The 14438-nt window shown below is 72.8% G+C and carries 10 protein-coding genes; 2 read left to right on the top strand and 8 right to left on the bottom strand.

Annotated features, from left to right (window positions below):
- Positions 1-134 precede the first annotated feature (134 nt).
- The 6 genes from ACFYXU_RS14860 to ACFYXU_RS14835 form a co-directional block, all read right to left on the bottom strand.
- Positions 135-1664, bottom strand: coding sequence for a family 16 glycosylhydrolase (locus tag ACFYXU_RS14860; RefSeq protein WP_389457920.1), 1530 nt, complete (start codon positions 1662-1664; stop codon positions 135-137).
- Positions 1665-1884: 220 nt separating this feature from the next.
- Positions 1885-4806 (bottom strand): AAA family ATPase, encoded by a 2922-nt coding sequence (locus ACFYXU_RS14855; RefSeq protein ID WP_389457918.1) that lies wholly within the window; start codon positions 4804-4806, stop codon positions 1885-1887.
- A 55-nt stretch (positions 4807-4861) separates the two neighbouring features.
- Positions 4862-5293 (bottom strand): ATP-binding protein, encoded by a 432-nt coding sequence (locus ACFYXU_RS14850; RefSeq protein WP_389457916.1) that lies wholly within the window; start codon positions 5291-5293, stop codon positions 4862-4864.
- A 139-nt stretch (positions 5294-5432) separates the two neighbouring features.
- Entirely contained in the window at positions 5433-6134 is a 702-nt protein-coding gene (locus ACFYXU_RS14845; protein WP_389457914.1) for a response regulator, read from the bottom strand.
- On the bottom strand, positions 6131-7309 hold the full coding sequence (locus ACFYXU_RS14840; protein WP_384567117.1) for a sensor histidine kinase: 1179 nt from the start codon (positions 7307-7309) through the stop codon (positions 6131-6133). Before ACFYXU_RS14840 ends, ACFYXU_RS14845 begins: the two co-directional genes overlap by 4 nt.
- 122 nt (positions 7310-7431) lie before the next feature.
- Positions 7432-8160 (bottom strand): hypothetical protein, encoded by a 729-nt coding sequence (locus ACFYXU_RS14835; protein ID WP_389457911.1) that lies wholly within the window; start codon positions 8158-8160, stop codon positions 7432-7434.
- Between the two features lie 244 nt (positions 8161-8404).
- Here ACFYXU_RS14835 and ACFYXU_RS14830 point away from each other — a divergent pair, with 244 nt between their 5' ends.
- On the top strand, positions 8405-8941 hold the full coding sequence (locus ACFYXU_RS14830) for a hypothetical protein (protein ID WP_361405763.1): 537 nt from the start codon (positions 8405-8407) through the stop codon (positions 8939-8941).
- Between the two features lie 174 nt (positions 8942-9115).
- Here ACFYXU_RS14830 and ACFYXU_RS14825 read toward each other — a convergent pair whose 3' ends face one another.
- Positions 9116-10336, bottom strand: a complete 1221-nt coding sequence (locus tag ACFYXU_RS14825) for a damage-control phosphatase ARMT1 family protein (protein WP_389458491.1) — start codon at positions 10334-10336, stop codon at positions 9116-9118.
- 320 nt (positions 10337-10656) lie between these two features.
- Positions 10657-11343, bottom strand: a complete 687-nt coding sequence (locus ACFYXU_RS14820; RefSeq protein ID WP_389457909.1) for a hypothetical protein — start codon at positions 11341-11343, stop codon at positions 10657-10659.
- A gap of 285 nt (positions 11344-11628) precedes the next feature.
- Here ACFYXU_RS14820 and haaT point away from each other — a divergent pair, with 285 nt between their 5' ends.
- On the top strand, positions 11629-14400 hold the full coding sequence (gene haaT, locus ACFYXU_RS14815; protein ID WP_389457907.1) for a cyclophane-containing RiPP biosynthesis TPR protein HaaT: 2772 nt from the start codon (positions 11629-11631) through the stop codon (positions 14398-14400).
- Positions 14401-14438 lie beyond the last annotated feature (38 nt).

Here is a 14438-nt window from a genome sequence, read left to right as displayed (position 1 = left end):
ACTGTGACGATACGTGACCGTATCCCACAAGACACATCCAGTAAATAGATGTGTCATTTACTATGTGGATAGCGTGCGGGGATGCGCGAGACAGGAGGTCGCGCATCCCCGCACACCGGGAGAGGCTCCCGGACTCAGCCGAGGGCGGTGACGGTCAGATCGGAGACGTCGAACGCCTGCTGGTAGCCCTTCACGCCGATCCGGCCGGCGCCGAAGACGAAGTCGTCCTTGGCCAGCTTGCGCACGCCGTCGACATAGCCCGTCAGGGTGTTGTCCTCGACCGTCAGCCGCAGCCGGTGGGCGGTGCCCGCCCCGACCGACACCGGCGCGGTGGCCAGCACGGTCGAGACGCCAGCCACCTTGCGGACCAGTGCCACCTGCTGCTTGGCCGGCTGCAACTGCAGGTAGTAGTAGTTCTGGTCGTCCTTGGCCCGGGCCATCAGGCCGGCGCCCTGGCCGTCGCCGTCGAGCGTGACGGTCGCCTCGACGGCGACGTTGGTCCAGTCCGGCGCGAACGGAAGGGTGTTGGGCAGCGGCGGATCGGTGACGGGCTGCCCGAGCAGGGCTATGGCGTCACCCTGGGCCGAGGGATGGCGCAGGCCGCCGGCCGCCGGGAGGGTCGACCAGGTCGAGCCGGGCTTCTTCCACCACCGGGCCCCACCGTCCGAGAAGTCCTCGCCGACGGTGGTGGACGCGGCCGGCAGCGGCGTCGGGTCGTCGACCGGCGGGACCTGTCCGTCCGGCGCGTAGTAGGCGACCCGGTCCACCTGGTACTTCCCGAAGCTGGTGCCGACCGGGACGTCGGCCGCGATGTAGGCGGGGGTGGTCAGCACCGCCGAGATCCAGAGGGACATCGGGGAGTTGTAGGCGGCCGCGGGATGGCCGGCCGTGCCGGGCATCGGGTCCTGGATCGGATTGGGGACGGTGCCGATCGGCCTGCCGTCGAGGACGTAGGTCAGCGCGGTGGGGGTGTAGTACATCCCGTAGCGGTGCTGCTCGTTCCACAGCGGCGTGCCGTCCGCCTTCTTCCAGGAGAAGCGGGGCTTGAACTCGGTGTTCTTGACGTCACTGCCGGAGGTGTTGTTGTTCCAGGTGATGACCCCGCCGTCGAGCTTGGTGGTGGCCGGGACGGTGCCGTGCGGGGCCACCGACTGCACCTCGAACACGTCGAGTTCGGTGAAGGGCCGGTCGTACACCGGGCGCGCCTCGGCGCCGTCCCATATCTGCGTCCAGAACGCGGGGTGCCATCCCGGCGTCAGCGAGGGGAGGGTCGCGGTGATCTCGTAGTAGCCGTAGCCGAAGCGCTGCTTGGAGGAGATGCCGCCGCCGCGGAACCCGTCCTTGCCGGTGGAGGCGCTGACCCGCTTCATGTCGATGCTCAGCTTTCCGCCGCCCACCGACACGTTGGAGTCGTTCGACCAGGAGGTCTGACGGACGTTCCACTTCGCGGGGTCGAGCGAGGTGCCGTCGAAGTCGTCCGCGAACACCTGCCGCAGACACGGCAGGGGGTAGGTCACACCCGTCGGGTCGGCCGGGTTGGCACACGGCACGGTGGCCGCCGCACGCGCCGGCCCACCGGCGGTGAGCACGCTGAGCGCGGCGGCGAGGCAGAGGGATCCGGCGAGGGAGCGGCGACGCAGGCTTCCGATCTGGCCAACAGTCACGGGGGACCGCCTTTCGAGGTGGTGAGTGATGGCTCATATCGTGGTTATTCAAGCCACCTTTCGCAAGAGACATACACGATATGATTTTTATACCCGCGCGAGTCGGGCTCGGGCGTGGAGGTGGCCGAAAGAACGATCCAAGGCGGTGCGGACCCCGCCGACCACCCCGCACTTGTGATCGGCGGAAAAGATCGGGGGGTCGGGTAGGGGGGCGGTCCGGTCAGCCGCGCAGGGCCGCCGCGAGTTGGGTACGGGCCGTGATCCCGAGCTTGCGGTATATCCGCGACAGGTGGACCTCGACCGTCTTCGGCGTGACGAACAGCTGCTGCGCGACGACCCGGTTGGTCGCTCCCGCCGCCGCCAGCTCGGCCACGCGCAGCTCGCTCGGGGTGAGAGCCGCCGGACCGGACAGGGCCGCCCTCCGGGGGCGCGCACCCGCCGCCCGCAGTGCGGCACGCACCCGCTCCGCGAGCGGCCGGGCGTCGCACTGCTCGGCCGTGTCCAGGGCGATCCGCAGCACCGACCGGGCATCGGCGGTGAATCCGGCCGCGTGCAGCGCGGTCCCGAGGTCGGCCCGGGCCGCCGCCCGGTCCAGGCGGGCCATGGAACCGTCCAGCACGGTGACCGCCTCCCGCAGGAGTTCCACGGCGTCCGCCCGCTGCGGCGCCAGGGCGGCCAGCAGCCGCAGCGCCCGGCCGACCGGCGCGGGGGCGCCCCACGCCCGGGCCGCCGCCCACTCCTCCCCCGCCAGCTCCCGGGCCTGCTCCGTACGGCCGTCGGCGTGCAGCGCCAGCGCCGCCGGGACGCGCCACTGCACCATCGCCGGGTTGAGCACGCCCAGCTCCCGTGCGGCCCGGCCGACCTCCAGGGCCTCCCGCGCCACCAGCGCCGGCGCATCGCCACGGGCCAGCCGCAGCCGGGCCCTCGGGCCTCCCAGCAGGTGCACCGGCCCCTCGGCCGCCAGCACCCGCCCGGCCTCGTCGAGCTCCCCGCGCAGGATCAGCGTGTCGCCCAGCGCGGCCCGCACCACCGGCCCGAGGACGGTGGTGCGCAGACCGGCCCGCTCGTAGATCCGGGCCGCGTCCAGACCGTCCCGGGCGTCGCTCTCCGCCTCCGCCAGCTGCCCGGCGAGCAGCCAGCCGCGGGCCCGTACGGTGGACACCGACGCCAGGATCCGCAGCGAGCCGCGACGACGGGCGTCGGCCATCAGGGCGTCCAGGCGGGGCATCGCCCCGGGGTCCTCGGCCAGCAGCAGCACCGCGAGGGCCAGCGCCAGCGCGGTCACGGTGTGCTCGGACGTCTCCAGCGGCTCGCCGGACAGCGCCCGCCGGGCCCGGTCCGCCGCGTCCGGCCGCCCCGTCATCGCGTCCTGGTAGGCGACCGCGCAGTCCAGCATCCGGGCGCCGGGTCCCTCGTGCTCGGCCAGCTCGCGCAGGTGCGGCATGCGCGCGGGCAGGTCCCCCCGTCCGGAGCGGGAGGCGAACGCGGTGAACAGCATGGTGGCGGCCAGCCGACGGCGCAGGTCCTCCGCGCGGACGCCCCCCTCCTCCCGCTCCAGGGCCGTCACCGCCTGCTCCAGGTCGGCCATGGCCTGATCGGTCGGCTGTACGTAGGTCGCCGCCTCGCCGAGCAGCGCGGCGATCCTGGCCCGCTCCACCGGTCCGGTCGCCAGCCGCAGCGCGGTGCGCAGGTGACCGGCCGCCGCGGCGATGTCCTGGGTGATGGCCGCCTCCGCCAGGGCCAGCAGCAACGGGACCCGGTCCGACTCGGGCGGCGGCTCTTCCAGGGCGCGGCCCAGGAACACCGCCGCCTCGGCCGGTGCACCGACCGCCGCGGACCGTTCGGCCGCGCGGCGCAACAGCTCCACCGCGTGCGGGTCGCCGGCGGGCGCGGCGTGCAGCAGGTGCGCGGCGATGCGGGTCGGGTCACCGGTGCGGGCCTCCACCAGGCGGGCGGCCGCCCGGTGCAGCCCGGCCCGGTCGGCTGCGGGGACCGCCCCGTACACGGCGGCCCTGATCAGCGGATGGACGTAGCGCACGCGCCGCGGGCCGTACCCGTCCCCGGCATCCTCCGCGTCGCGGACGGTGCCGGGGTGGCCGATCTCGTCGAGGCACCGCAGCGCGACGCCCTGCTCGATGCCGGCGAGGGCGGCCGCGTCGGCCAGCGGAGCGTCGTCGCCGAGGACCGCGAGGGCTGCGGCGAGCCGGCGCGCCCGGGGTCCGAGACGGTCCAGCAGGCGTTCGACCAGGCGCGCCACCGCGTGGGGCCCCAGGTCCACCACGTACCCGGCGTGCGCCGCGTCCGTCGGCAGCTCCTGCTCGCGCACCGCACGGGCCACCTCGCGGAGCAGCAGCGGATTGCCGGCCGTGGCGTCGTGGCAGGCACGGGCGAAAGCGGGCTCGATGTCGTCCCGGGCCAGCGCCCGCGCCATGAACTCCTCGGCGGCGCCCGGTCCGAGCGGGCGCGGGCGCAGCACGGTGAAGGCGGGGTCGGTGGCCACCTGGTTGAGGAGCGCCCGGCTGCCGCCGCTCTCACCGCTGCGCACGGTGGCGACCAGGCCGACACGCAGTTCCGCGAGCCGGGGCAGCAGGAATGCCAGCCAGCGCAGGGACGGCGGATCGCACCAGTGCAGGTCGTCGACGGCGAGCAGCAACGGCCCTTCCTCGGCCGCGTCGGCGACGAGCCACAGCAGCCCGTTCAGCGCGGCGAAGTCACCGACCACGGGCCGGGCCGGCGTGTCGCCCGGCTCCCTGTCCGCGCTGTCCGGCGCACCGCTGGGCTCGGACGTCAGGACCGCGGCGGCGGCCGGCACCGGTCCCGCGGGCAGTTCGGACCGCTGCCCGGCGGCCGCCGTGGCCAGCAGTGGTTCCAGGAGCTGACGCACCACGCCGAACGCGAAGCTGGTCTCCAGCTCGGTGGCCCGCGCGGAGAGCACCCGCAGGCCGGCCGCCCGGCCGCGCTCCCGGGCGTACGCCAGGAGCGTGCTCTTGCCGATGCCCGCCACTCCCTCCAGCAGGACGGCCGTCCCCTCACCGTGGGCCGGGGCGGTGACCCGTGCGTCGAGGACGGCGGCCTCGTGGTCACGCTCGAGCAGGACCGCGTCCTCCGCGGAGGACGGGAACGGCCCGGGTTCGGCACTCACATGCCCATCTTGGCCGTTCGGTACGGGTCGGGCATCCCGCGGGCCTTCGGGCCGATCAGTCCGCGGCGACACAGGCCCAGCGGACGACTCTCTCACCGTGGTGCGGGCGGGACCCGTGGGCGAGGGCGACCGCCGCCACGAGCAGCAGACCCCGGCCGTGCTCGTCGGGTGCCAGGTCCCCGGCGCCGATCGCGGGCCCGCCGTCGGTCACCTCGACCCACAGGCGCCGGTCCGCCGGATCGTGACGCAGCTGGAGGCCGACCGGCGGGAGCGCGTGACGGACGGCGTTCGTCACGAGTTCGGACACCACCAGCACCACGGAATCCGAGGCGGCCGGCCCCACGCCCCAGGAGGCCAGCGACGCCCGCGCCTCCCGCCGGACCGGCCCCAGCGCATCGGGACGGTGCTCGATCATCCACTGTTCCCCCTCCGGCCCCCGGGCGCGGGCGGCGGGCGGCTCGGCGGTCGAGGTGTCGGGTCCAGGCACGGCGATCACATCCAGAAAGTGCGGTTTCATCCTCTACCTCCCGTTGTGCCACTCCGCACCGCCCGCGGCGTCAGGGGGTGCCCCCCAACAAAAAGGCGTGTTCGGATGCGCGGCCGGGGGCATCGCCCCACCGACGGGATCAGGACGAGGGGTCGGTCAGTCCGTGCCGCCGGGCGTAGTGGGCCGCCGCCACGCGGTCCCGGCAGCCGGTCTTCGCGAAGATCCGGTTGATGTGGGTCTTCACCGTGTTGTTGCTGAGGAACAGGGTCGCGCCGATCTCCCGGTTGCTGAGGCCACGGGCCATCAACGCCAGGACCTCGCTCTCCCGGGCGGTCAGCCCGTCCGGTGAGGGGCCCTCCCGCAGCCCGGCACGGGCGGCCCGCTCGCCGTCCGCACCGGCGAGCAGCGCCCCGCGCGCCCTCGGGTCGAGCACGGCGAGGCCGCTGCGCGCGGCGTGCAGGGCGGCGGCGATGTCCGCCCGGTCCGCGTCCTTGCTGAGGTACGACCTCGCCCCGGCCCGCAGCGCGGTCAGCACCGAGGTGTCGTCGACGTAGGTGGTCAGGACGACCACGGCGACACCCGGATGCTCGCGCGCCAGTCGACGGGTCGCCTCGACCCCGTCCAGTCGCGGCATGTGCAGGTCCATCAGCACGGCGTCCGGTTGGTGCCGCCCGACCTGGGCCAGGGCCTCCTCGCCGTCGGCGGCCGTGGCCACGACCTCGATCCCGGGCAGCAGGTCCAGCATGATGGCGAGCCCCTCGCGGATGCTCGCCTGGTCGTCGGCGACGACGATCCGCAGCGGGTCGGCCTCGGCCGGGCCGTGCGCGGGTCCGCCGGTCACCGGGGCACCTCCGCGGTGAGGGTCCAGGCGCCGTCCGCGCTGTCCGTACGCAGGCTGCCGCCCAGCAACGCCAGCCGCTCCCGGATGCCGGTGAGCCCGTAGCCCCCGTCGACGGTCACGACCGTCGGCCCGGCAGGCGGCGGGGCGTCGCCGGGCCGACGCAACGGGTTGGAGACGGTCAGCGCCACGTGGTGCTCCTGGTAGTCGAGGGTGACCGCGACCGGCTGGCCCGGGGCGTGCTTGGCCACGTTGATCAGGGCCTCCTGCGCGGTCCGCAGGAGGTGAAGGTTCTGCTCGGGATCGAGCGTGGCACCCACCTCGCCGCGCACCTCCAGCCGCGCGGGCGCTCCATGACGGGACCGGTACTCCGTCACGGCCGCCGCGAGCCCGTCCGGCAGCGGAACGTCGCCGCCGCGCAGCGCGTGCACGGCTCGGCGGGTCTCCACGAGCCCCTCGGAGGCCATCCGCTGCGCCCGTTCGAGCACCTCCGGCAGACGGGGGTCGACGGCCGGGCCGGATTCCTGGGCGGCCAGCGCCCGGGCGAGCTGGATCTGGATGCCGAGCGCCCCGAGCGAGTGCGCGAGCACGTCGTGGATCTCCCGGGCGATCCGGGCACGCTCGTCCAGGACCGCCGTGCGGCGCTGTTCCGCCCTCAGTTCCTCCGCCCGCTCCAGCAGCAGGTCCGCCTGCTCGGCGCGGATGCGATGGGTCCGTCTGTTGTGGCCCGCCAGCAGGGCCACGGCGAGCAGCAGCGGATAGCCCAGGAACACCCCGTGCCCCGCGCCCGACACCAGGGCGCCGACCTGGACGGCGAGCACCCCGACCGCGGCCACGGTCCAGCCCGCGGCGAGCGGCAGATCGCTTCCCGCGGCGATCACCACGAGAGCGGCCAGGCCCACCATCGTCCCGGCCCCGGGCTCCGCGCAGGCCACGCCGGAAGCGGCGGCCACCGTCGCCAGCAGCACCGGGACGGCCGGCCCCCGTACCGGCTCGTCCTCGGGCCGACGCAGGTCCAGCACCGCCCAGACCGCCAGGCAGGCGCCGCAGAGCAGGTACGCGCCGACGATCGCCGCCCGGCCCGTGCCCTCGGGAAGGCCGGTGGACCGCACGAAGGTGTCGAGGCCGATCAACGCGAAGGCCAGGCCGCGGATCGCCCAGGAGACGAGGCGGAGCACAGCTCCACGATAAGCCGCCGCACCGACCGGGGAGAGGCACCCCGGACCGGCCACCGGCGCGCCGTACACCCACCACGGGACGTCGGCCTGCTCCACCGGTCCCGGCACCTCGGCCACCCGCGTCACCGGGCACCACCGCGACGGCGCTCGCGACGGACGCCGGACGACGTCCGTCGTCCGCTCCCGCGTCCGGCTCGACGGTCGGGACCAGTGCCCGCTTCCCGACCGAGCCTCCGCCGCTCGCGCCCGCGCCCCGGGTCCGGCGATGCGGCAGCCGAGCGTCCATCCACCGGAGGGTGCCCGGACCGGGACCCGGACCAGCCCGTCCGCGCCGGTGCCCCGCGGCCTTGCGCCGTCGCAACGGCGTCAGCGGCCGGCACCCCGGTGGCACGCGCGCGCGGGACCAGCGCCACCGCCTGCCCGAGCCGGTTCACCCCGAGCAGCAGCACGACCGTCGCACTCGACGCGGCGACCGGCGCGCCCAGCCCGGGCCCCACCAGGGACATCGCTCCTCTCAGTCCGGCCAACAGCAGCCACCACCCGAGCCCGGCCGACGGCATACGCGTCCACAACACCCCGCCCCGGGTCTCCAGCCTCAAGGTGCGGCCCTGGCCCACACCGACCGCCGCCACGGCGGCGGCTCCCACCAGCAGCAGCGCCACGTCCGCCGGCCCCAGTGCGCGCACCGCCGCCAGGCCGCCGAGGCCCACCCCGGTGAAGAGGCCGATGCCGACCAGCGCAACCGGCGCCGACAGAACGCGCCGCAGACGCAGTGGACTCCCCCGCCCTTGCCGTACGACCACGGCGGCGACCACGGCCACCACCGTCAGCACACGCAACAGAGTCGGCATCAGTCGTTCCTGACTGTCGGGGCGACGCCGGAAGGCCGCCGGAGAAACAGCCACGCTAGGAACGCACCCCCCGGTGGGGCGTCACCCCGTGCGGCGACTTGGGGGTGACGTGTCGGGTGACCTGTCGGGTGACGTCGTGCCGGCCGCTTCCCTCACCCCGGAGCTCACCGCAAGGGGTGACGCCCCAGTGGGCCACCGCAGGGACCGTGGACGGCATCGACCACCCCGCCCCGGAAGGAAGCCCGTGTCTCCCACCACCCAGGCACTCGTCATCAACGCCGCCGTGCTGCTCGCCATCCTCGAGGCCGACCTCGGACCGCACCGCAAGATCGGGCCGTTCCGGATCCTGCGGCCGATCCTCGCGGCCGGAGCCATCGTCCCTCTCTTCGTGAAGAACCCCGCGACCTCCGGCGCCGGACTGTCCCTGGAGATCGCCGGAGTCGTCGCCGGACTGCTCGGGGGCGCGCTGGCCGCCTCGACCTTCCGCGTCTACCGCAGCCCCCGCACCGGCAGGCCCGTGACCCGCGCCGGCTGGGCGTACGCGGCCGTGTGGACCGTCATCATCGGCGCGCGGGCGGCCTTCTCCTACGGTTCGACGCACTGGTTCGCCGCCCCGCTCGGCGGCTGGATGCAGGAGAACCGCATCTCGGGCGACGCACTGACCGACGCCCTGCTCCTGATGGCCGTCGCCATGATGGTCACCCGCACCGCGGTCCTCGCCACCCGCACCCGGAACGTCCTCACCGCGGAAGGCGGCTCTCCCGCCCTCCAGCCGCGGTGAACCCGTTCGCGGCGGTACCGGCGGCGCCCCCCTCACCGCCGGGGACCGGCGCGAAAGCACCCGCTCGGAATCAGCTTCCATTGCAATGCCACTGAGGTGTTCACTGCCGGCCCGCGAGGCGCTGGGGGGTGTCCGCAATGTCGATCGGTCGTAGCTCCGTTCGTGGTGCGTGGTCTACGGGCGCGCTTGGATCAGCGCGTGGGTGCCGCTCGTGCGCCAGGCCTCCCCGGCCCGTTCGAGGGTGTCCAGCGTTCCCTGCTCCAGGCCGACGATGACGTCGGACTTCAGGGTCCGGAGTGCCGCGACGGGCCCAGGGAAATGGGCCGTGCGCTCAGCGAACGGCACGGTCGGGTGCCACAGCCGGTCGCCCACCAGGCGACGGTAGTTGAGGTCACCCTTCAGGATCGTGAGCGCGGCATCCGCGAACTCCTTCCGCAGGTCTTCGGGCATCTCCTCGTACGGCAGCGGAGCGCAGAAGAACGGGTGGGTGCGGGCCTCCAGGCTTCCGGCGGCCATGGCCTTCCAGAGTCGGCCGCCGATCCGGCCTGCTTCGCCGGGCGCCTCGGTGAGGCGGCGCAGGCAGTCGACCACGTCCGCGGTCATCGCGTCGGAGACGTAGTACGGGTAGGGCTTGACCTGAAGTACGACCCGCTCGGCGTGCCCGTGTGCGAGGAGGTGGTCGATGAGGACGAGGTCGGGAATCAGCTCACGTCCCGCGTTGTCGGCCACCACAGCGATGGTGGCCGAGGCACCGGCGGGCAGGAGCTGCCACAGCGTGGCGCTGTCGTCGGCGACCAGCGCCGCGATCGCTGCGTCATCCACTGCCGACTCGCCCGCCGAGACCTGGAAGCCGAGGTCCGCGCGGTTGCCCCAGAGCGAGGCGTGCAGGAGGGCCGTGGCCCGCTCGTCGGCCGGGGCGCTCGCGAGCGCGTCAAGGCCCCGCAGTTCCCCCTCCACCGCGTCGCCTCGCAGTTCGGCCTGCTTGAACGGCGCGAAGGGATCGACTCCCTGCCAAGGGCCGGTGCCGAAGTACCCGACCGCGCCGAGAAGCCTGCGGTAGAAGTAGCTCTCCGCCCACAGGAACGGGGCGTCGTACCAGGAATGCCCGAAGTGCTGCCGCCCCCAGGCCTCCCAGCGCTGGTGGTCGTGCTCCGCGGGGGCGAGTGGTCGGACGACACCGTCGGTGATCTCGTCCCGCAGGGCGTCGAGGGCCTCGTGCTGCCGGCGGCCGTACGGGAAGGCGTCCCGCACCTGTCGGATGAGAGCGGGGTGGCGCTGGGCCAGCACCCCCCGGGCGAACGAGCCGGGCTCGCTGCCCAGGACGATCGGAGCACCAGCTGTGCCGGCGTCGCTGACAGCCTCGTCGCCCGAGGCACGGGAGGACTTCTCTGTCATGGTGTCCGGGCCCTTCGCATGGTCACTCATGTGACCATGATCCCCGTGGGCATGCTCGCTGTCAGTCCAGCCCGCCGGTGCCTTGGCGGTGGGTGCGAAAGGTGGCTACGAGCCGGGGGCGGGGGACGTGAGGGACGAGCGCGTCGGGCAGGTCGGCTTCCAGGCCCGATTCCGTAGGGAAGGTGATGCTGCTGCGTCCGGTGTGACCCCTCCCCACAGCCACCGGACGAACTCCGCTGCGGCAAGGGGCGTGCACTCCTCGACGGCCATGTCTTTCGGGGACAGGTTGGCCATGGCCCTCCAGCTCTTCCTGCCGTTCGTCAAGGTGCGCATCGCGCATCAGCGCGATGGCTGGTGAGGTGCTGTTCCCAGCCCTCTTCCAGCAGCCAGGCGGCAGCGCTGATTCTCTCCAGTGCCTCATCGGCCGCTTCGTCGTCGAAGTCCCACGTGGCCGGGTGGTCTCGCCACTGGGGGTCGACGTCGTCGATGAGACGGTGAGCGAACGAGTTGCGGCGCTCCCTCAGCCACGACACGTGATCTTCGAGTTCCTGGCAATCGACGGTGTCCTGCCAGCGCTCCGCGAGCACTCGGGCTTTCCGGGTAAGACCCGCTCTGTGGAGATCCTCGTCGCCCGGTCGGTCGAGCAGCCGATTCATCAGGGACTCGAGTGCGGCGACGGCAGCCACGACGATGACGCCGGCGCTGATCTGGCGTGTGCTTGTGTCGAGTACGTACGTTGACTCGTCGAGCATCATGTCGCTCTCCCCTTCCCACCCGGCGACCCTGTGGCTCCCCTTCGCCCGCGCCTCACGGAGCTCGGTCAGTTCCGCATCGATGCTCTTCGCGATCTTGCTGCTCAGCCACGCGAGAGAGGAGAGGCGGTACTCGAAGTCGACGAACTCGACGCGATTGCGCCGACTGACGAAGTACTCATCGCCGTATGCGAGGAGATACCAGCCAGCCTTGGTGTCCTCGCCTTCGTGGCTCTCAAGTTCTGCCTCGGTCATCTGCGTGAACCTCTCGTACGGACGTGACACAACTGATCAGCCTCTCACGCTGAAGCCGATCGGCCCCAGGGATTTCAGGGCGGGCTGATGTCATGATCTCGCAGGATCCGGACGCGTTGTGGCGCTTCGGTGACCTTGACCGAGGCTGCCTCCGCTGGTCCCCTTGGGCAGTTGGGCGTCGAACTCGGGGGGCTCTGTGAATGGTCCTGATCTTGGAGCGCTGTGTCGCGTGAGTGGCGTACCAGCGGACGAGACTCGCTCTCCGAACGAGTGGGCGGATCACGCATGAGATTTCGACACGGGATCTCGATCGCCGTCGTGGCCGCCGGCGGGGTCGTGACGACCATGCTCGTGGGGCTGGTCACGAACGCGGTGTCCGAGTCGGAGTGGCCGGGGTGGTTGGGGTGGCTGCAGAGGCATGCATGGTTCTCGTTCGTGCTGCTCGGCGGGCTACTCGTGGTGATGACGGTGTTGGCCGCCCTGTCGGATTCAGGGACGCCCGTGCGACAGCCCGAGTCGGCGCCCCGGAACGAGGCCGAGCCGCCGGGGGCCGCGCTCGTGTTGCGGGCACTGCCGCGTGACACAGTGGCGTTCACGGACCGGGGCGCTGAGCTGGCGGCGCTCGTGGGGTCGGTGCGGGCTGCGCAGGAGAGCGGTGAGGCGCTGCCGGTGCACGTGATCGACGGGATGCCGGGAGTCGGAAAGACGGCGTTCGCCGTGCACGCCGGGCACATGCTGGCGGAGCGCTTCCCGGACGGGCAGTTGTTCGTGAACCTCAACGGGCACACGACCGGGCGGAGCCCTGTGCAGGCCCGCGAGGCGTTGGCGTCATTGCTGGCGGCGACCGGAGTGCCTGCAGGGCGTATCCCGGCCGGGGACGACGTGGGGGCGGTCACCGAGGCCAGGGCCGCCATGTGGCGGAGCGGGCTCGCCGGGAAGAAAGCGCTGCTCATCCTCGACAACGCGGCCAGCTACCGGCAGCTGGAGCCGCTGCTTCCCGGCGCGGGCGACTGCCTGGTGCTCGTGACTAGTCGGAAGCGGCTGGCGGCGCAGGAGGAAGTGGTGCTGCCCGTGGAGGCGCTGCCGGCGGATCACGCTGTCGATCTGTTCGTACGGCTCAGTAGGCGGCCGGCGGCATCGCTCGACCGGAACGTGGTCGCGGAGCTCGTCGGACTGTGCGGGTATCTGCCGCTGGGGGTGTCCCTACTCGCCGCGCGGCTGCGGCACCACCCGTCGTGGGGCACGGAGGATCTCCGCGAGCGCCTGTTGGCCGCGCGGGATCGGCTGGGCGAGCTGCGGGCCGGGGAGCGGGCGGTGGCGGCGACGTTCGAGCTGTCGTACCAGGACATGGAGGAGGAGCACAGACGCTTCTTCCGCGGGCTGGGCTTCTACCCTGGGACTGACCTCGACGCCTATGTCGGTGCCGCGCTCGGTGGGGTGACCATGGCGGAGGCACGACACCAGCTCGACGCGCTGTACGACGCCCACATGATCGACGAACATCCGGGAAGCCGGTACCGGCTTCATGATCTGTTACGTGAATTCGCCCGTGGTCTCGCCGACGAGGAGGGCAGCAGTGTTGAGCAGACCCAGGCCGTTCAGCGAGTGTGCCTCTACTACCTGGCGGCTCTTGCCGCCGCGAACCGCCACCTAGTCCGAAGAGGCGCGGTCGCACCGACACGGCCCGACGAAGCTGCGTCGATGGAGACCCCGTGCATGGAGTCCCGTGCGGCGGCCCTCGGCTGGCTGGAGAACGAGCGGGCCAACGTCCTCGCCTGCATCCGGCGCGCGAGCGGTCTCGCCCTGCACGAGCTCGTCATCCGCATGGCCGCCGCCATGGCTCCGTTCCTGCGGCAGGCCGGCCCCTGGGATCAGGCCGTCGGGCTCCATCGGACAGCCGCCGACGCCGCCCGGCACACCGGCGACCGCAAGGCCCTCGCCGGGGCGCTCGCGGAGCTTGGAGTCGTACGGCGCTTCATGGCCGCCTACCCCGAGGCGGTCGAGGCGCTCAACGAGGCGGTGGAGGAGTACGAGGCCGCGGGCGACCGGCGCGGCAAGGCCGACGCGCTGAACCAGGCCGGCATCGTCTGGCTCATGACCGCCGACAACGAGGCTTCCGCGCGTGCCCAGACCGAGGCTCTCGCTCTCTACCGCGAGGTGGGCGACCGGCTCGGGCAAGCCAACGCGCTCGCGGATCTCGGCATGGTGCGCCGGCAGACCGGACGGTTCGACGCCGCCGTGGAGGCCCAAAGCGAGGCGCTGTCGATCTACAGGGAGCTCGACGACCGGTACGGGGAGGCGAACTCCCTCAGGGACCTCGGCGTCGTGCACCGACTCACGGGCGAGTACGAGCAGGCGGAGCGCCGACACCGAGAGGCGTACGACATCTATGTGGAGCTCGACGACCGGACCCACCAGGCCTACGCACTCAACGAGCTGGGCGTCGTGAGGAGGCTGACGGGCGACGTCGTCGGCGCCCGGGAGGCGCACGACCAGGCGCTGGAGCGCTTCACCGAACTCGGGGAGCGGTTCGGACGCGCGAACAGCATTCGCAACCTGGGGGCGCTGGAGCGCGTGTCAGGGAGCGCCACGGAAGCGGTCCGGGTACTGGAGGAGGCTCTGAGCGCGTTCCGCGATCTCGGCAGCCGCGGTGGGGAGGCCGCTTCCCTGAGCGAGCTGGGCGCCGCCCGATGGATGCTCGGCGAGTGGGATGAAGCCATTGAGGCGTTCCAGCGCAGTCTGGACCTCCACCGGGAGCTAGGGGACCGGTGCGGCGAGGCCGAGGTACTAAACCACTGGGGGCCCTTGGTACGCGCCTCAGGGGAGACGGAAATTGCGCGGGCATACTTCGAAGAGGCCCTCGCCCTGGCTCGAGACATCCGCTCTCCGCTGGAGGAGGCGCGGGCCCTGGAAGGGATCGGCCGCTGCGACTTGATCACGGCCGGGGTGACGCGGGCCGAAGGCTATCTGCGGAACGCGACCGTCCTCTACCGGCGGCTTGGAGCCGACGCGGCGGCGCAGGAGCTCGAAGAACTGCTCGCCCCACGAGCCGGATAGCCCGGTCGTCACCTGGCCGGAATCCGTATGCCGCCGAC

The organism is Streptomyces sp. NPDC002232 (genome assembly GCF_042890295.1).
Taxonomy (GTDB): domain Bacteria; phylum Actinomycetota; class Actinomycetes; order Streptomycetales; family Streptomycetaceae; genus Streptomyces.
Note: the sequence above shows the minus strand (reverse complement) of the source record. Positions and strands in the feature narration are given on the sequence as shown.